The organism is Streptomyces sp. NPDC043878, from assembly GCF_056435735.1.
This window is the reverse complement of the sequence record NZ_JBWKDW010000011.1, coordinates 96,676-114,085: the sequence shown is the minus strand read 5'-3', so window position 1 is coordinate 114,085 and position 17,410 is coordinate 96,676. Positions and strand designations below refer to the sequence as shown.

At 73.3% G+C, this 17,410-nt stretch carries 17 protein-coding genes and 2 pseudogenes; 7 read left to right on the top strand and 12 right to left on the bottom strand.

Going from position 1 to position 17,410, the window contains the following annotated elements:
• Window positions 1-39 precede the first annotated feature (39 nt).
• Window positions 40-1,968: a glycoside hydrolase family 5 protein gene (locus AC07AZ_RS17300; RefSeq protein WP_478848471.1), complete on the bottom strand. Its 1,929-nt coding sequence runs from the start codon at window positions 1,966-1,968 to the stop codon at window positions 40-42.
• Window positions 1,969-2,153: 185 nt separating this feature from the next.
• Between AC07AZ_RS17300 and AC07AZ_RS17295 the strand changes: the two genes are divergently transcribed.
• The 3 genes and pseudogenes from AC07AZ_RS17295 (at window position 2,154) to AC07AZ_RS17285 (ending at window position 3,208) form a co-directional block, all read left to right on the top strand.
• The gene (locus tag AC07AZ_RS17295) at window positions 2,154-2,543 is read left to right on the top strand and encodes a TraR/DksA family transcriptional regulator (RefSeq protein ID WP_478848469.1); all 390 of its coding nucleotides are present in this window, start codon (window positions 2,154-2,156) and stop codon (window positions 2,541-2,543) included.
• A 258-nt stretch (window positions 2,544-2,801) separates the two neighbouring features.
• Window positions 2,802-2,996: pseudogene (locus AC07AZ_RS17290) on the top strand (HAD-IA family hydrolase); the annotation flags it as partial.
• Entirely contained in the window at window positions 2,939-3,208 is a 270-nt protein-coding gene (locus AC07AZ_RS17285; RefSeq protein ID WP_478848467.1) for a VOC family protein, read from the top strand. The pseudogene AC07AZ_RS17290 and the gene AC07AZ_RS17285, both read left to right, overlap by 58 nt.
• Window positions 3,209-3,237: 29 nt before the next feature.
• On the opposite strand, the gene AC07AZ_RS17280 is transcribed toward AC07AZ_RS17285, so the two are convergent.
• A complete protein-coding gene (locus AC07AZ_RS17280) occupies window positions 3,238-3,537 on the bottom strand; it encodes a hypothetical protein (protein WP_478848706.1) in 300 nt (99 codons plus the stop codon).
• Between AC07AZ_RS17280 and AC07AZ_RS17275 the strand changes: the two are divergent.
• The 3 genes and pseudogenes from AC07AZ_RS17275 to AC07AZ_RS17265 form a co-directional block, all read left to right on the top strand.
• Window positions 3,515-3,589 (top strand): annotated as a pseudogene (locus AC07AZ_RS17275) (transposase family protein); the annotation flags it as partial. The gene AC07AZ_RS17280 and the pseudogene AC07AZ_RS17275 overlap by 23 nt on opposite strands.
• Before the next feature lie 304 nt (window positions 3,590-3,893).
• Complete coding sequence (locus tag AC07AZ_RS17270) at window positions 3,894-4,763, top strand: dioxygenase family protein (RefSeq protein WP_478848465.1); 870 nt, start codon at window positions 3,894-3,896, stop codon at window positions 4,761-4,763.
• Window positions 4,760-5,839, top strand: a complete 1,080-nt coding sequence (locus tag AC07AZ_RS17265) for a maleylacetate reductase (RefSeq protein WP_478848463.1) — start codon at window positions 4,760-4,762, stop codon at window positions 5,837-5,839. The genes AC07AZ_RS17270 and AC07AZ_RS17265 overlap by 4 nt, the downstream gene beginning before the upstream one ends.
• 309 nt (window positions 5,840-6,148) lie before the next feature.
• Here the strand turns inward: AC07AZ_RS17265 and AC07AZ_RS17260 are convergent, their stop codons facing one another.
• The 3 genes from AC07AZ_RS17260 to AC07AZ_RS17250 all read right to left on the bottom strand — a co-directional run bounded on the left by AC07AZ_RS17260 (window position 6,149) and on the right by AC07AZ_RS17250 (window position 11,363).
• On the bottom strand, window positions 6,149-6,835 hold the full coding sequence (locus tag AC07AZ_RS17260) for a hypothetical protein (protein WP_478848461.1): 687 nt from the start codon (window positions 6,833-6,835) through the stop codon (window positions 6,149-6,151).
• A complete protein-coding gene (locus AC07AZ_RS17255) occupies window positions 6,832-8,490 on the bottom strand; it encodes a serine/threonine-protein kinase (protein WP_478848459.1) in 1,659 nt (552 codons plus the stop codon). Before AC07AZ_RS17255 ends, AC07AZ_RS17260 begins: the two co-directional genes overlap by 4 nt.
• Before the next feature lie 269 nt (window positions 8,491-8,759).
• A complete protein-coding gene (locus AC07AZ_RS17250) occupies window positions 8,760-11,363 on the bottom strand; it encodes a PA14 domain-containing protein (RefSeq protein ID WP_478848457.1) in 2,604 nt (867 codons plus the stop codon).
• 159 nt (window positions 11,364-11,522) lie between these two features.
• Here AC07AZ_RS17250 and AC07AZ_RS17245 point away from each other — a divergent pair, with 159 nt between their 5' ends.
• On the top strand, window positions 11,523-11,795 hold the full coding sequence (locus AC07AZ_RS17245) for a hypothetical protein (protein WP_478848455.1): 273 nt from the start codon (window positions 11,523-11,525) through the stop codon (window positions 11,793-11,795).
• 93 nt (window positions 11,796-11,888) lie between these two features.
• Here AC07AZ_RS17245 and AC07AZ_RS17240 read toward each other — a convergent pair whose 3' ends face one another.
• The 7 genes from AC07AZ_RS17240 to AC07AZ_RS17210 all read right to left on the bottom strand — a co-directional run bounded on the left by AC07AZ_RS17240 (window position 11,889) and on the right by AC07AZ_RS17210 (window position 17,408).
• Entirely contained in the window at window positions 11,889-12,686 is a 798-nt protein-coding gene (locus tag AC07AZ_RS17240) for an SAM-dependent methyltransferase (protein WP_478848453.1), read from the bottom strand.
• Window positions 12,687-12,763: 77 nt separating this feature from the next.
• Window positions 12,764-12,937, bottom strand: coding sequence for a hypothetical protein (locus AC07AZ_RS17235; RefSeq protein ID WP_478848451.1), 174 nt, complete (start codon window positions 12,935-12,937; stop codon window positions 12,764-12,766).
• A gap of 132 nt (window positions 12,938-13,069) precedes the next feature.
• Complete coding sequence (gap, locus tag AC07AZ_RS17230; RefSeq protein ID WP_478848449.1) at window positions 13,070-14,068, bottom strand: type I glyceraldehyde-3-phosphate dehydrogenase; 999 nt, start codon at window positions 14,066-14,068, stop codon at window positions 13,070-13,072.
• Window positions 14,069-14,200: 132 nt separating this feature from the next.
• A complete protein-coding gene (locus AC07AZ_RS17225) occupies window positions 14,201-15,157 on the bottom strand; it encodes a GlxA family transcriptional regulator (RefSeq protein ID WP_478848447.1) in 957 nt (318 codons plus the stop codon).
• A gap of 141 nt (window positions 15,158-15,298) precedes the next feature.
• Window positions 15,299-16,489, bottom strand: coding sequence for an MFS transporter (locus AC07AZ_RS17220; RefSeq protein ID WP_478848445.1), 1,191 nt, complete (start codon window positions 16,487-16,489; stop codon window positions 15,299-15,301).
• A 399-nt stretch (window positions 16,490-16,888) separates the two neighbouring features.
• Window positions 16,889-17,113 (bottom strand): hypothetical protein, encoded by a 225-nt coding sequence (locus AC07AZ_RS17215; protein WP_478848443.1) that lies wholly within the window; start codon window positions 17,111-17,113, stop codon window positions 16,889-16,891.
• Complete coding sequence (locus tag AC07AZ_RS17210) at window positions 17,100-17,408, bottom strand: DUF6400 family protein (protein ID WP_478848441.1); 309 nt, start codon at window positions 17,406-17,408, stop codon at window positions 17,100-17,102. Before AC07AZ_RS17210 ends, AC07AZ_RS17215 begins: the two co-directional genes overlap by 14 nt.
• Window positions 17,409-17,410: the final 2 nt, after the last annotated feature.

The window sequence follows — 17,410 nt, the reverse complement described above, 5'->3', positions numbered from 1 at the left end:
AATGCCCGCGGCGGGCGCGGCGGGGTCGGCGGGGTCGGCTCAGGCCAGCTTGCGGCAGTAGAGCGCGTCCGGGGTCTTCGCCGAACCCACCCGGCCGGTGTAGGCGATCCCGGCCGCGTACTCGTCGCTCGCGCACTGGCCCTTGTACCGGCCGTCGGCGAACTCACCGCCCCTGGCTGCCGCGCCCCTGTTGTCGCCCCGGTCGAACCACACCGTACGGGCGCCCGCGCCCAGCTTCCCGGCCGGGGCCGCCGTGCACAGGGCCGCGGAGACGGCCGAGCCGCGGACGCTGTAGCCGCTCAGGAACTGACCGTCGGCGCACTGGAGTTTCGTGTACCCCGACGCCCAGTCCTGCCCCGCCGCGACATGCCGCTCGTCGACGACGACCTCGGGTCCGGCGGACGTGGCCCCCAGCGCGCCGGTGGTCACGTCCGAGCACAGACCCCGGTTGCCCGTGTGGCTGAGGCCGAGCAGTCGCTGACCGTCGGGGCAGGCGGCCTTGCGGGCACCCGGGTCCCAGTCCGGGAGGGCGCGCATGCGCCGCGACGCGACGAAGTCGCCGTGGTCGGGGCTCAGCATCGACCAGTCCGGGACGGGATCGACGTGACCGGTGCGGCTGTCGGCCTCGATCAGCCGGGTCCAGGCGGCGGCCCGCCAGTCGTCGCCGTCGTACAGGCCCATCCGGTGCCCGGCGGCGTCCCAGTGCAGCAGCGCCCAGCCGTTGCCCTTGCGGTTCTCGTGCCAGCCGACCAGCGGCCAGTAGGCGAAGTCGGCGTCGGTACGGATCAGTTGGTCGACGAAGTGCTCGAACCAGGCGCGCTGGGCCACCCCGGTCTCGTCGCGGCCCCCGACACCGAACTCGCTGATCCAGACGGGGGCGGTGAAGTGCTGGTCGGGTTCCGACGCCACGAAGAACGCCTGCCGGTCGAGCACCCGGACGAGTTCGGCCGGGCTCAGGTCGCGGTAGCGGGGGTCGCTGGTCTCGCCCGTTCCGGTGGCACCGCTGTGGTTCGGTCCGGTGTAGTCATAGAAGTGGGCGGAGTACACGAGTTTGCCGGAGTCGACCAGGGTGTGGGAGAGGCGGCGGACGGGCTCCAGGGTGGGGCGTGCGTGGGGGAGGCCGTCGACCGGGACACCGGTCCAGTTGATGCCCTCGACGATGATCAGCAGGTCGGGGTCGGCCTCGGTCAGGATGCGGTCGCCGAGGTGCTGGGAGGCGGCGAACCAGTCGTGGTCGTCGCCGAGGCCCCAGTTGGGGTCGTCGAGGACGGAGCGGCGCACCTCGTTGTACAGGTCGGCGCCGACGACCCGCTTGTTGTCGCGGTAGCGGCGGGCCATGAACAGCCAGTCGTTCTCCCAGGCGTCGGTGGACCGGCTCGCGTTCCAGCGTTCGTTGCCGTCGACGCCGCAGCACCAACGGGTCGTGTTGGTGTGGTTGTTGAGGATCACGGCGAGGCCGGCGGCGGTGAGTTCGCGTACCACGACGTCGTAGACCTGCAGGGGGGTCCTGCCGCGCAGCGCGGGGTTGGCGGCGACGGCTGCGTCCGCGACGGGGCTGCTGTCGTGGATCATCTCGTTGGAGAACGGCAGCCGGATGCTGTTGACGCCGATCTCCCGGAAGCCGGCGATGATCTCGGCCATGGGGGCGCGGTCGAGGCCCAGCGGCATGCGGTGGGAGTTCTCGCCGGCGTGGTGGTCGGCGTCGTCGTCCACGCTGCCGGAACCGTTCCAGGTGCCGCTGGCGCCGTGCCAGTTGCCGGAGCGGAGCTTGAAGCGGTTGCCGTTCGCGTCCACGATCCAGCGGCCCCGGGTGCTGAGCGGGGCGGTCCAGTCGGCCGCCGCCACCCGGGGCGGGGCGGCGGACTCGGTTGCCGGTCGCTGTCCGGCCGCCGCCGCGGGGACGGGCACCGTGGGCGCCACGAGAAGGACGACGGCGGCCAGAGTGGCCCTGACGAAGGATCCACGCACGGTCGGCCTCCCGGGACGATGATTGTCATGACAGCGTCATCATGGGGGGTGGTGTGGTGTTGGTCCAGTCCTTCGGGTGCCGGAGATTCGTGGGTGGGCGCGCGGTCGCCCGGTGGCCGGCGCGACTCGTCATCACTCGGGGTAACCGGTGGAACGGATGGGGTCGCGCGGGCGTTGTACGGAGTATGAGTGACGTGCCCGACCAGGCGTCCGCGTCCACGCACGGACCCTCGTCGGCCCGGGAGCGACTCCTGGCCGAGCGGGCGTCGACGTGCGAGCGGATCGCGGCCCTCCAGCGTGACTTCGACAGCATCGTCGAGGCGAACGCGCTGGTGGCGGTCGACGACGAGCACGACCCGGAGGGGTCCAGTACGGCCTTCGAGCGTGCTCACGTCGCCGCCCTGCTGTCCCGGTCCCGCGAGCAGCTCGCCGAGCTGGACCGCGCGCTGGATCGGCTGTCGCGGGGCGGCTACGGGCGGTGCGAGGAGTGTGGCGAGGTGATTCCCGAGGCTCGGCTGGAGGCGCGGCCGGGGGCGACGAGGTGTGTGCGCTGTGCGGGGATCCGCCGTTTGTGAACGGCGCGCTGTGGCGGGGGCGGATCGGTCGGGCGCCGGGGGTGTGGGGGCTGGGGTGGTCGCGCAGTTCCCAAGCGTCCCCGGTGGGGGTGCTGAGGTTGGCTGGTTCCCGGCCGGACCGTGCTCGCGAGCCTCACCGGTGTGACCCCGTGACGGCTGCGCACGCTTCTCGGGCAGCCGCAGCCCTGAACCGCGGGTCATGAGCTGGACTCTGTGGCTCGGCGGACCAGGGTGAACGACCACCGGGCCAAGCAGCACTGGTCGCAAGAACACCCGGTGCACGAGGGCGGCAGCGGACGGCCCGAACCGCCGGACCGCGTCGGCCACGTCCTGCGCAACGGTCGTGGCCTGAGCGTTCTCGACCCCCGCTCCTTCGTCACCGGTACCCCGCGCCCGTGGCCCGACGTGACCGACAACGACGGGCCCTCCGACCACGCGGCGGTGATCACCACCCTCCCGGTGCGCTGGACCGTGTCCGACCACCGGCGTCGCCGGCCCGGACTACGCACCTGGACATCGAGGTCACCGACCTGGCCGCGGCCGTCGAGCGCGCGACCGCACTGGGCGCGTCGGTGGCAGGCTTCCAGCCTCAGGACGACGTACGGGTCATGCTCGATCCGGTCGGCCATCCGTTCTGCCTCTGGATCCGCGACCCCACCGCGTAGCCGGAGCGGTGGGGCCGGGCGCCGGCGGGTCAGACCTCGTGCCCCGGGTCCGCGAGCCACCGGTGGACGGCTTCCTTGCCGGCCACGGTGACCGGCGCGGGCCCGTCGGGTGCGGGGCCCTCGTCCTCGTCGACGCCGGTGGGACGACGCGGGCCGCGACCCGGGCGGCACCGGGCGAACAGCGCGCCCTGCTTCCGGGCGGCTTCGTCCCCGGCCGTCCCGGACCGGTGCCCGGCCGCCTCACGCAGCCACACCGGCGCCGGACGGTCGACGACCCGCTGATCCGTGGTCCGCCCGGCGGGCGGGCTGGTCGCCGCGTACTGGCGCACGAACCTGACCCTGCGCCAACTGGCGTCGCTGTTCGGGATGTCCAAGTCCGCCGGTGCGATGAGTCCGTCATGGTGACCGAGTCACCGCCGAGGGCGGGGGGACGTCACCTGCTGCCGGGTTCGTCTCACCCGGTACGCGGCCACCAGAAAGCATCCAGCCTGAACCCCCACGCTCCTCCAACCTCGCGCGCCGTGCAATGAACGGCCGGGACCACCCCGCCCAGCCGCAGGTGGGGCCCCTCGCGCCACTGGCGTGCCCCCGGCGCCGACGTGGCCGGTGGCCGGACGGTTGCCCATCGGCCCGCCGCGGCGGATCCTCGGGCACGGATGATCCTCGTACCGGGCAGGGAGCAGGCATGACGACCGACGCCACCGAGACCACCGTCACCGACGAGGTGGTGCGGAGCCTGCGCGGGACGGCGGACCCCCGCCTGCGCGAGCTGCTCACCGGCCTGGTCCGCCATCTGCACGCCTTCGCCCGCGAGACCCGCCTGACGCGGGAGGAGTGGGAGCGGGCCATCGGGTTCCTGACGGCGACCGGACAGACGTGTACCGACACCCGGCAGGAGTTCATCCTCCTCTCGGACGTCCTCGGACTGTCCATGCTGGTCGAGACGGTCCACGGCGACCGAGCGGCCGGCGCGACCGAGTCGACGGTCCTCGGCCCCTTCCACCTGACCGAGTCCCCGGTCCGCGCCCTCGGCGACAGCATCGACCTGGTGGGCGGCGGCGAGCCCTGCGTTGTCAGCGGCCGGGTGCGGTCCCAGGACGGCACCCCGCTGCCCGGTGCCGTGCTCGACGTCTGGCAGGCCGACGGCGACGGCTTCTACGACGTGCAGCGCCCGGACACCCAGCCGCCGGGCAACGGCCGCGGCCTGTTCACGGCGGACGCCGAGGGTCGCTTCCGGTTCCGCACCTGCGTGCCGAGCCCCTACCCGATCCCCACGGACGGCCCGGTCGGCGAGCTGCTGCGGGCCACCGGCCGGCACCCCTACCGCCCCGCGCACATCCACTTCATCGCAGCCGCCGACGGGCACACGCCGGTCACCACGCACATCTTCGTGGCGGGCGGCGACCACCTCGACTCCGACGCGGTGTTCGCGGTGAAGGAGAACCTGGTCCAGGACTTCGAAGTGACCGACGACCCCGCCCTGGCACGGGAGTTCGGGGTCCCGAACCCGTTCCGCCACGCCCGCTTCGACCTCGTACTGGAGCGCACCGCGTGAACGTCCCGGGCTTCTCCCACGAGACCCGCCCGGTGCGGGTCGTCTTCCGCCCCGGCGCCGCCCGGACCGCACCGCCGGAGGAGGCCGACCGCCTCGGCCTGCGGCGGCTGCTCGTGGTCTGCGGCAGCCGGGGCGAGAGCACCGCGCGGGCCGTCGCACAGGCGCTCGGCGACGCCTGCGCGGGACTGCACACCGGGGCCCGTATGCATGTGCCCGCCGACACCGCCGAGCGGGCCGTCGAGGCGGCCCGGGCAGCCGGCGCCGACGGGATCACCGCGGTCGGCGGCGGCTCCGCGATCGGCCTCGGCAAGGCGATCGCCCTGCGCACGCGGCTGCCGCTGATGGCCGTGCCGTCGACCTACTCCGGCTCCGAGATGACCCCCGTCTGGGGCCTGACCGAGCACGGCGTCAAACGCACCGGCCGCGACGCGGTGGTCCAGCCCCGCAGCGTCGTCTACGACCCCGAACTCACCCTGTCCCTGCCCGGACCGCTCACCGTGACCAGCGGTGTCAACGCGCTCGCCCACGCCGTCGAGGCCCTCTACGCCTCGGACGCCTCGCCCCTGGTGTCGCTGATGGCGGAGGACGGCGCCCGGGCGCTGGCCGAAGCCCTGCCGGCCCTGGCGAAGCGGCCCGGCGACCTCGACGCGCGTGCCCGTGCCCTCTACGGGGCCTGGCTGTGCGGGACGTGCCTCGGCTCCACCACGATGGGCCTGCACCACAAGATCTGCCATGTGCTGGGCGGCACCTTCGGGATGCCGCACGCCGAGACGCACACGGTGGTGCTTCCGTACGTCCTCGCCCACAACGCCCCCGCCGTTCCACAAGCGATGGCCGCGCTGCGCCGGGCGCTGGGCGCGCGGGACGTCCCGCGCGCCCTGTGGGAGCTGGCCGGGAGCCTGGGCGCGCCGCGCTCCCTGGCCGAACTCGGCCTGGCACCGGGCGATGTGGGGACGGCGGCCGACCAGGTGGCGGCCCAGCCGTACGCCAATCCGCGTCCGGTGACGGCGGACGCGGTCCGGGCCGTTCTCCGGGCGGCCTACGAGGGCCGGCCGCCGCGGACGCCCGAGGTGTGAGCGCCGGCCACGGGAGCGCGGGCGGACGCGGGAAGGCCCCGACTGGACGGGGGGACCAGCCGGGGCCGTGCGCGGTGGCGTGCGGAGGGCGGTCGCCTCGCGGCGAAAGGCTCCACAGGGCTTCAGCCGAACGATCGTCCCTGTGGGCTGTGGGTAGGCCCGGGGACACTGTCCCCTCCGCGGCCACATACAGATGAACGGTCAACCAACGCTGGTTGTTCCGGCCTTGTCCCGTGCCGCGTGTGAAGTGGAGCACGCCTCCCCGGCAGTACGAGGTCTGCGGCCGGCCGTGGATGAAGTGCCCGCCCGTCAGGGGCAGTCGTAGGTGAATCGGGTGCCGGCCGTCCGGCCCGAGGGGGTGAGGACGCGCAGCGTCGCCCGGGCGCGGTAGAGACCCTCGCCGTGGAACGTCCACAGCAGATGTACCCGCGCCTGCTTCCGGCCCGAGGGCAGCACCTCGCGCAGGACACCGGAGGTCGTGCCGTCGCTGCGTACCCAGCGGTAGGTGACGGTGCCCGGCCGGCCGTCGGTGGTGATCACGCCCGTCACGTCCACGGTGTCGTCGCAGGCCGCGGCCGACGCGCGGGAGGTGACGGACACGCTCTCCACGGTGAGACTGCTGCCCGCGCGGTACCAGGCGAGGAGTACGACGAGCGCGACCAGCACCAGCAGTGGCAGGGCGTGCCGGCGCGGGTCACGGCGTGGACGCGGGGCGGGCGCCGGCAGGACCGGCAGGGTCGTGTGGGAGCGGTTCGCCAGGGCGGCGGTCACGCCGGGTCCGAAGCGCAGCAGTGTGCCCTCGACGCGGTCGGGCGGAGTCGGCGGCGGGGCCGGCCTCCCGGCGGGTTCCTCGACCAGTGTGCGGTCCGGCTCGGGACGCTGGAACCAGTGACTGCCCAGCACCGTGGCGCTGTACTCGTCCTCGGCGGTGGGGACGGCGACGGCGGAGGGCGGTTCGCCGCCGAGCCGCCGCGTGGAATCGTCGGGCGCGGTCATCGGATGTCGCACCGCCTCGTGAGGAGTTGCTGCGACGCGCCGCCGTCGGCGGACGCGGGGGTCGTGGTGGCCTGTACGGCCCAGTAGCAGCCGGTGCCCTGGAAGGTGTGGTCGACGGAGAGCGTGTACTGCGTGGCGCCGCTGCGGTCGAAGGTCTGCGGCGAGCCGTCCGGCGTGCCGAGCTGCCCGCTGGTGTCGCCCGTGTACCAGGAGACGGTGACGGTGACGGGACCGGTGCCGTCCACGGTGACGGTGACGGTCGTCGTACCCGTGCTCGGGCCGGTCTGCCGGAAGCCGGTGACGGTGACGGACTTGACCGCGGGCGCGGCAGGCGGGGCGGACGTCGTGGGCGGAGCGGTCGTCGGCGGCGGCGTGGTCGTCGCGCCGCCGGACGGCGTCACGTCGGCGGTGGTGTCCGGGGCGGACGGCGACGCGCCGCCGGAGGTTGCCGTGCCGGAGCCGGACGGTGAGGGGCTCGGCGGCCCGGTGGGGTCGGGGGACCCGGACGGACCGGCCGTCGAGGTCGCCGTGGAGGCGGCGGCGGTGGGGCCCGACGCCACTGCGGGCCGCGCGCTGGTCGTGGCGAGCGCCTGCGCCGCCTGCGCCGCGTCCGGGTTCCCGCCGCGCGGCAGGCCGTGGGCGAGAAGGACCAGCAGGAGCGCGGCGACGACGGCCACGAGCACCCCGGGGAGGGTGGGACGCCACGCGCGCGCCCGTCCGGCGCCCCGGGCCGGCGCCTGACGCAGGACGGTCCGTGCCAGGTCCGTGGTGGATTCCGCCCTGCTGCGGGCCGACGGCAGCAGCAGCGCCAGCAGTACGACGAGGGCGGCGAGTCCGGCCCGGCCGCGTTCCTCCCAGTCGGGGCCGTAGCCGCCGACCGCGGCCGCCTCCAGTTCCGCGACGAACGCCTCGGCGTGCGAGGGCCGCTGTGCCGGGGACTTGGCCAGACCGCGCAGGACCAGTGGCCGTACGGCTTCGGGCACCTCCTCGGCGGGGACGGGGGAGTCGACGTGGTGCAGGGCGAGTTCGGCGAGGTTGTCGCCCGCGTACGGTTTGTGGCCCGTCAGGCATTCGAAGAAGGTCGCCGTGGCCGCGTACACGTCGCCGGCCGGTGAGGCGGGCGCCCCCGTCCACTGCTCAGGAGCCATGTAGGAGGGCGTTCCGGCCACACCGGCGCTCTCACCGGTGCTCACGGCGATGCCGAAGTCGACGAGCTTCGACGCGCCGTCCGGCATGACCAGGACGTTCTCCGGCTTGTAGTCCCGGTGGACCACGCCGAGGCGGTGCGCGTCGGCCAGGCCGAGCAGCGAGCCCTTGAGGAGCACGAGCGCCGCCTCGGGCTCGATCGGGCCCTGCCTGGTCAGCACGGACCGCAGGGAGGCGCCGTCCACGAGCTCCATCACGATGGCGGCGCCGTCGGGGCTCTCCACGTACTCGTACAGTCCTGCGACATAGGGGCTGTCGAGGCCGCCGAGCAGCCGGGCCTCCGCGCGGAAGTCGTGCACGAAGCCCGGGCGGGTGTGCAGCGACTCACTGAGGTACTTCACCGCGACCGGGATGCCGGTGTCCTCGTGCACGGCGAGCACGACCCGCCCGCTCGCACCGGAGCCCAGTTCCAGCGACTCGGTGTATCCGGGAACTGCCCATGTGCTCATCCGCATCCCCCTCGGGGCCGTCCTGGTTCCGGTGCGTTCCAGGCCTCGGAAGCTTCCGGCCACGCGATGACAGACACCATTTCGGCCACTTCGGTTGCGGTCAAGCGGCGAGACGGCTCCCGGTGCGTGGCCGGCGGTCCACGCCGTGGCCGCAAACGCGCCACGGTCCACCTCCCGGCGGGGGCGGTGGACCGTGGCGACCCTCCCGGAGGGTCAGGCCCGGGCGGGCGCGGGAACGCGGGGAGGCGTTCCCCCGGGGTGCGCCGGCGTCAGGAGCAGCCCGCCGGCGTGGGCTGCGACGCGTCGCGGATCAGCGCCTCGTGGGCCGCCTTCAGCCGTTCCACGTCGGGCTTCACCACCTTCCGGTCGTAGGTGACCAGTCCGTTCAGTTCGCCCTCCACGTCGGAGATCTGGGTGTAGACGGCGCCGTTGCCGCCCGCGCAGGCGAGCCGGTGCACCTCGGCCAGCCGGGCCAGGTAGTCGTCGGTGTACGTCGCCGGGTCGACGTCCACGTAGGACTGCTGCACCGACCAGGCGTGACCGGGCACCGCAAGGCCGAGACCGCCGTACTCACCGCTGACCAGGGCCCGTTTCCCGTCGGGGGCGGGGGGCAGCGCGGGGCTCGGATAGCCGTGCTCGTCCATGATGTCGCCGGTGCCGCCGTCGGCGCCCAGGTTGAGGCCCGACATGCTGTTGACCAGCCGGGTCGGGTCCCAGGACTTGGCCTGGTCGGCGATGCGGGCCTCGTCGTACTGGCCCCAGCCCTCGTTGAAGGTCACCCACATGACGATCGACGGGCTGCTGTAGTGCTCGTCGATCATCTGCTTCATCTCGCGCTCGTACTCGGCGCGGGACGCGGCGTCCGGATCGACCCCGGCGGTCATCGCGGGCATGTCCTGCCACACCATCAGGCCCAGCCGGTCCGCCCAGTAGAACCAGCGGTCGGGCTCCACCTTGATGTGCTTGCGGACCGCGTTGTAGCCCAGCCGCTTGTGCAGCTTGAGGTCGTAGGCGAGGGCCTCGTCGGTCGGCGCGGTGTGCAGGCCGTCCGGCCAGAATCCCTGGTCGAGGGTGGCCATCATGAAGACGGGCTTGCCGTTGAGGACGGTGCGCGGGACGCCGTCGACCTTCTCCACGGCGACGGACCGCATCCCGAAGTAACTGCCGACCCGGTCGGCGCCGACCTTCACCCGCAGGTCGTACAGGAACGGGTCGTCGGGCGACCACAGGCGCGGATGGGCGATCCTCAGCACCAGCGGCTTCCCGGTGCGGCCCGTGACCGTACCCACCGCGCGCTTCCCGGCGTACGCCGTGGCGGTGACCGCCACTCCGTCCCGGACGCCCTGGGGTTCGACGACGAGCCGGCTGCCCGCCACGTCGGGCGTCAGCTTCAGCGAGTCGACGTGGTCGGCGGCGACCGGTTCCATCCAGACGGTCTGCCAGATGCCGGAGGACGGCGTGTACCAGATGCCGCTGGGGTCCAGACGCTGCTTGCCCAGCGGCGGGTTCGCACCGCCCTGCGCGTCCGTCGGGTCGAAGACGCCGACGATCAGTTCCTGGGTACGGCCGGGCTTCAGCGCGTCGGTGACGTCGGCGCTGAACTTGTCGTAACCGCCCTTGTGTTCGGCCACCCTGGTGCCGTTGACGTACACCTCGGACTGCCAGTCGACGGCGCCGAAGTTGAGCCGCAGCCGCTTGCCCGAGCCGATCTTCCAGTCCTTGGGAACGGTGAAGGTCCGGCGGTACCACATGCGGTCCTCGTGCCGTTCGATGCCGGAGAGCTGGGACTCCACCGGGTACGGCACGAGGATCCTCTCGCCGAGGTTCCTGCCGACCGGGGGCCGCTCCCCGGCCTCGGCCGCCGCGAACTGCCACTGGCCGTTGAGGTTGCGCCAGTCGGCGCGGGTCAGTTGGGGGCGCGGGTACTCGGGGTGGGCGTTGCGCGGGGTGACGTCGTCCGCCCACTTCGTGCGGAGTTGGTGGGTGGAGTGGTTGGGGCCGCTGCTCCAGAAGGCGTTGACAACGTTGCCATCGCTGCCGGAAAGGCCACCCTGTCCGTCGTAGCGCAGGTCGGCGGTGCCACGGGCCGTGCCGGTCTTGTTGCCGACGACCGGTTCCGCTAGGCCGATCAGCAGGATCCTCGGGTCGGCGGGATCCAGACGGGCGTCGGTCAGCGGCCACTTGGCGCCGCCGATCACGGCCTGCGTGTGGTCCGTGAAGCCGGCCGGGGGCGCGGTGAGGGCCTGGGCGAAGTCCAGGCGCAGGGTGCGTCCGTCGGCCAGGACCGTCGTCGCGACGGCGCCGTCGTAGGCGTAGCCGTCGGGCAGCCGGAACGCCGACTGGGGGACGGCCGTCCTGTCGCCGCCGGGCGGAGTCCAGCGCAGGTGCAGGTTGGAGCCGCCGAAGTGCTCGAAGTACTCGACCTTGATGTCGTAGGCCCGTCCGGCGGTCAGGTCGACGGGCTGGGAGGTCTGTTCCCGGTCCCAGTCGTCGACCCAGTGGTCGATGGTGAGCCGACCGTCGATCCACAGCCGGAAGCCGTTGTCGCCGGTGATCGAGAAGGTGTGGGCGCCGGTCTGGTCCGGGACGATCCGGCCGGTCCAGCGGACGCTGACGTCGTCGGACTGTCCGGTGGCGAAGTTCAGGCGCGGCTCCAGGTTGTCGAAGTCGAGATGGGTGTCGAAGCCGGTGGCCTTCAACTCGTGGAAGTCGAAGGCCCCGGGGGCGGACTGGGTGTAGTACTCGGCTTTCAGGCCGTGGACCTCGACGGGTTCACCAGCCGCGGTCGCGGCCGGCGCGGCGGTGAGACCCGCCATGCCGAGCACCGCTGCGAGCAGGAGAGCCAGTCGAATTCTGAGGTGCCTGATGCGCACGAATCCTCCTTGCTGAGGAAGGGTGGCGGCTCGTTGCTTCGGTCTCTACAACGTGGGAAGGAGCGGCGGTTGGCATCACAACACGGCTCCTGCCCTCTGTCCAGGGGCATGACGAACGCGCCGGTGGTGGGCGGCGCGCGGGCATGAGGAGGAGTCGCCGTGCGGGTCGGCCCCTGCCGCACGAGCACGGTCTGCGCGCGCCGCAGGACGTGGCGGTGGCCGGGTTCGACGATCTTCAGGGGCCGGTTCGGGGCGGTCACCCTGACCACCGTCTCACCGGACAGGCAGGCCGTCGCACGCCTGGCGGTGGCCCCCCTCCTGCGCGGCCTCGCGGGCGCGGCGAAGCCCGGCGGGCCGCGACTGACGCCGGGAATCAGGCTGACGGAGCGCGAGAGCACCCTGGGCGCGGACGGCACCAGCCGTCACGCGTGACCGCGCCGAGGAACCCGAGACCGCCCGGCGCCACTGCACGATCGTCTCCGTCTCCAGGTGGGCCGGCACCGTACCGGCGCGGCACCTCCCGCTTCAGTCGCTCTTGCGGGCCACGCCGCCGTAGAAGCCGATCTCGCCGGAGCGGGCCGGAGGCGGGGTGTCCGGACGCCAGAACGGGACCTGGGCCAGGCCGGGTTCGATCAGGTCGAAGCCGTCGAAGAACCGCTCGATCTCCGCGCGGGGGCGCAGGTTGAGGGTGGCGGTGGCCTGGCGGTAGACGGCCTGGGCGGCGCTGCGGTCGGCGAAGTCGCCGGTGGCGTGGGAGAGCACGAGGAAGCTGCCGACGGGGAGCGCGTCCCGGAGGGTGGCGATGATCTGTCCTGGTCTGTCCGCTTCGGTGAGGAAGTGGACGACGGCCACCAGCAGCAGGGCGACCGGCTCGTCGAAGTCGATGACGCGGCGGACCTCGGGGTGGTCCAGGACGGCCTGCGGGTCGCGCAGGTCGGCGAGGACGGTGCTGGTCTCGCCGGAGCGGCTGAGCAGCGCGTTGGCGTGCGTGTTGACGATCGGGTCGTTGTCGACGTAGGCGATGCGTACGTCCGGTGCGATCTCCTGGGCGGTCTCGTGCACGTTCGGCGAGGTGGGCAGCCCGGTGCCGATGTCGAGGATCTGCCGGACCCCGCTCTTGACGACGTGGCGGACGGCGCGCTGGAGGAAGGCGCGGTTGGCGCGCACGCCGATCCGCACCTCGGGTGCCGCGGCGGCGAGTTGGTCGGCGGCCCGCTGGTCGACCTCGTAGTTGTCCTTGCCGCCGAGCAGGTAGTCGTAGATGCGCGCGGGGTGCGGCCTGCTGGTGTCGATCTCCTCGGCACGGAAGCCGTTCTCTCTCACGCTGTGCTCCTCTCGACGAACCGCTCCGGCTCCCCACCGTGCACGGTTCGGACAGTTTTCCATATCAACCTCGTTGCTCAGGGCGGCAGTTCACGGGACAGGGCGAACCCGGCACCGAGGGTGCGCCGGCTGCCGGGTTGCTCGTCGGGTCCGGATGCCGACCGGTGGCGGGACACGGCTGCTGTCCTGAAGACGAAGGCGCAGGGCGTCGCGAACAGGGTGCTGCCCGACAGTGTCAGGGCAGCGCCCACCGCGGGATGGCGGAGCCGGTCACCGCGGGCGACGGCGGGACGGCGTGGGAGAACGCGCCGAGGGCCGGTCCCGTGCTTGCGGGGACCGGCCCTCGGGCTCGGGGAGTCGCGGACTGCCGGTGGGTGCGCCGGTCAGTGGGCGGCGAGGAGTTCGAGCGTGTCGATCACGCGGTTCGAGAAGCCCCACTCGTTGTCGTACCAGGCGACCACCTTGACGTGCCGGCCGTCGACGCGGGTGAGCGCCGAGTCGAAGATCGACGAGGCCGGGTTGCCGGTGATGTCGGACGACACGAGTTCGTCCTCGGAGTACTCCAGGATGCCGGCGAGCGGACCCTGGGCCGCCGTGCGGTAGGCCGCCAGGACCTCGTCGCGGGTCACGTCGCGGGCGACTGTGGTGTTGAGTTCGACGATCGACCCGACCGGGACCGGCACGCGGATCGAGTCGCCCGACAGCTTGCCGTCGAGGCTCGGCAGGACCAGGCCGATCGCCTTGGCCGCGCCGGTCGTGGTCGGCACGATGTTGACCGCGGCGGCGCGGGCCCGGCGGGCGTCACGGTGCGGGCCGTCCTGGAGGTTCTGCTCCTGCGTGTAGGCGTGCACCGTCGTCATGAAGCCGTGTTCGATGCCGGCGAGCTCGTCCAGCACCGCGGCGAGGGGCGCGAGGGCGTTGGTGGTGCACGAGGCGTTCGAGACGACCGTGTGCAGGGCCGGGTCGTAGGCGTCGGTGTTGACCCCGAAAGCGAGGGTGACGTCGGCGCCGTCGGAGGGCGCGCTGACCAGGACCTTCCGCGCGCCCGCGTCGAGGTGGGCGCGGGCGTCCTTGGCCGACGTGAAGCGACCTGTCGCCTCCAGCACGATGTCGACGCCCAGTTCACCCCACGGCAGCTGGGCCGGCTCCCGCTCGGCGAGCACGGCGATACGGCGGCCGTCCACGACGAGGGCGTCCTCCTCGGCGGTCACGGGGCGGCCGAGCCGGCCGGCCGTCGAGTCGTAGGCGAGCAGTCGCGCGAGGGTGGCGGGCTTCGTGAGGTCGTTGACGGCGACGATCTCCAGGTCGCTGTCGCGTTCGAGAAGTGCGCGCAGCACGTTGCGTCCGATGCGGCCGAATCCGTTGATGGCGATGCGAGTCATGTGAGGTGTCCCTTCGGTTCGTCACCAGGCTCGCGCGCGGCGTCCGCGCGGGACAGCGGCGAGATCGCCATGGTTCGAAAGGATCGCGCCAGGGCGCCGGGGTACTGAGGGATCGCGCCAAGCGCCGGAGAGCTACTCGCCCTTGGTGAAGGTGCGCCGGTACTCGCTCGGCGTGGTGCCCAGGATGCGCTGGAAGTGCAGCCGCAGATTGGCGCCGGTGCCCAGGCCCACGTCCGCGGCGATCTGCTCCACGCCGCGCTCCGACCGCTCCAGCAGCTCACGGGCCAGGTCGACGCGGGCACGCATCACCCACTGCATCGGCGTGTAACCGGTCTCCTCGACGAAGCGCCGTGAGAACGTGCGCGGCGCCACCGCCGCGTGCCGGGCGAGGACGTCGAGGGTGAGCGGTTCGCCGAGCCGGTGCAGCGCCCACTCACGGGTGACGGCGAACCGCTCACCGAGCGGCTCGGGCACACTGCGCGGCACGTACTGCGCCTGTCCGCCGCTGCGGTACGGCGCCGCGACGAGCCGCCGGGCGGCGTGGTTCGACGCGGCCACTCCGAGCTCGCCGCGCAGGACGTGCAGGCACAGGTCGATGCCCGAGGCGGCGCCCGCCGACGTCAGGACGCTGCCCTCGTCGACGAACAGCACGTTCTCGTCGACCCGGACGAGCGGATGCTTCGCCGCGAGGGCCCGCGTGTAGTGCCAGTGCGTCGTGGCACGCCGGCCGTCGAGCAGTCCGGTGGCGGCGAGCGCGAAGGCGCCCGTCGAGATGGCGGCGAGCCGCGCGCCCCGGTCGTGGGCGGTGACCAGCGCGTCGACGACTGCGCGCGGGGGGTCTTCGCGGTCGGGGAACCGGTAGCCGGGGATGAACACGATGTCGGCCCACGCCAGTGCGTCGAGCCCGTCGGCGACGTGGTACGACAGACCGTCGCCGCCGGTCACCAGACCCGGTTCCGCCCCGCACACCCGTACCTCGTACGGCATGCTCGCCCGGGTCGTGAAGACCTGCGCGGGGATGCCCACGTCGAGCGGCTTCGCGCCTTCGAGCACGAGGACGGCGACACGATGCAGGCGGGAGGCTGACACGGGGAACAGGGTATGCGGGGCGCGACGCGGCAGCGGGGGCGACCTCAGGCCACCTCACACTTCGGGCGCGAGCTGACCGTTCCGGCGGGCGGGCGGGCGGGCGGAGCGGCGGTGCGGCTGCCGATCGGACGGTCGCGGCGGTCAGGCTTTCGTGGGCACCGGTCGCCGCAGCAGGTAGACGCCCGCCGCCGACACCAGGACGGCCATGCAGGCGATGAACACCAGGCCGGCGCCCTCCAGGCCGATCGGGTCCACCAGCAGCCCCACCCCGATCACCGGCACCGAGATGCCGGTGTAGGCCACCACGAACAGGGCCGAGACGACCGCGGCGCGCCGGTCCGCGGGAGACGCCCCGGCAACCGCCGACAACGCCCCGCGGAACGCCAGCCCCTGTCCGCCGCCGCCGACGACCGCGGCCAGCACCACCAGCACCAGCAGGTCCCAGTGCAGCGCGCCGGCGAGGAGGGCCAGCCCGGCGAGGAGCGCCGCGCAGCCCAGGGGCAGTGAGCGCCCCACCCCGACCCGGCCGACGGCCAGTTGGCCCGCGGTCGAGGCGAAGAAGGCGAGCGCGACGACGAGTCCGCTCACGGCGTGGTCGGTCACGTCCAGGGACTGCGCGAGGAAGGCGGGGCTGACCGAGGTGAACACCCCGAACAGGGCGAACCCCACGAAGGAGGCGATCGCCGCCGGCCCGAACACCGCCCGTACCTGCGAGGGGAGTTGGGGTCGCTGCGGCCGTACGGCGCGCAGCGGCCGCCGCTTGTCCACGGTCTCCGGCAGCCGCAGCAGGACGGCGGCCGAGCAGGCCACCAGGGCGAGGTGCACGGCGAACGGCAGGTACAGCGGCCAGGGGGCGTACTGCGCGAGCACTCCGGCGAGCAGCGGTCCGCAGCCCAGCCCGCCCATGTTGGCGGCCGTCGCCACGAACGTGGCCCGGGCGGCACCGCCGGAGGGCGCCAGGTCCATCACGTACGCGGTGGCGGCCCCGGTGAACAGACCGGCGGACAGTCCCGACAGCAGCCGCCCCGCGTACAGCCAGCCCAGCCCGGTGGCGCACAGGAAGCAGACGGCGCTGGCCGCGGCGAACCCCAGGCCCCACAGCAGCACCGGACGCCTTCCCACGGTGTCGGAGGCGTTGCCCGCCAGCAGCAGAACGCCGATGACCCCGAAGGCGTACACGGCGTAGACGACGGTGACCATCAGCTCGGAGAAGCCGAACTTCTCCTGGTAGAGGCCGTAGAGGGGGGTCGGGAGAGTGGTGCCGGCCATGCACACGGCGAACACCGCCCCACTGAGCAGACACTGGTGCCATCCTCGGCGATCACCGTCCATGCCGCAGACCGTATCCCCGCACCCCGTCCCACCCCGCCCACACCGCCCGGCGAGCCGCGGCGGCGAGGGGGCGGCCCGCGGCTGGTCGTGGGGCTCGGCGTGAACCCGGCACGCGGGCTGCGCCGAGGGCCGGATGCCGGATGCCGGATGCCGGATGCCGGATGCCGGATGCCGGCGGGGGTGGATGCACCGGCCGTCGCACCCGCGGCGTCGCGGCGTCGGTGAGGCGGAACCACCCCTGGCGTGCCGAGATCCGCGCGTGCCGAGATCCACGCGTGCCGAGGTCCGCGTGTGCCGAGGTCCGCGTGTGCCGAGATCCGCGTGTGCCGATCCGCGCGTGCCGAGGTCCGCGGGGTGCCGAAATCCTCAGGGGTGGCGGAAGAAATCGGTGGCGCGGGTTCAGCGGGAGCGGGTGGCTCCGAAGCCGGTCTCGTGGGTCCAGAGGTGGGTGCACGACGGGCACTGGAGGTGGAGCAGGCTGCCGGTGTGGGACAGCAGGTAGCGCCAGTGCTCGGAGCAGGTGCGCCGCTCGGTGCAGGCCGTGCAGCCGCGCGCGTCGTCGCAGCCCGGGCAGGCCACCCAGGCGCGGCGGCCGATCTCCGCCTGAGGGTCAAGTGGCAGCACGGCCGCCCCCGGTGCCGGGCAGCACGCCGGCCGCCACCAGGTCGTCGTAGACGCGCTGCTGCTGCTCGTCCAGACCCGAGTACAGCAGGCCGTACGCGGCGCTCTCGTCGCGCAGGGCGTCGAGCGGGTTCCAGTCGGGGCCGAGGGCGTCCAGGACGTGGGCGCGGCGCAGCAGCTCGTGTGCGGTGAGGTCGACGGCGAAGTCGGTCGGCGCGGCGGGGTCCGGCGGGCTCGCCGCCGGTCGGTTCCCGGCCGGTTCGTCCCGTTCGCCGGGGGTGGGGTCTTCAGGGCGCATGT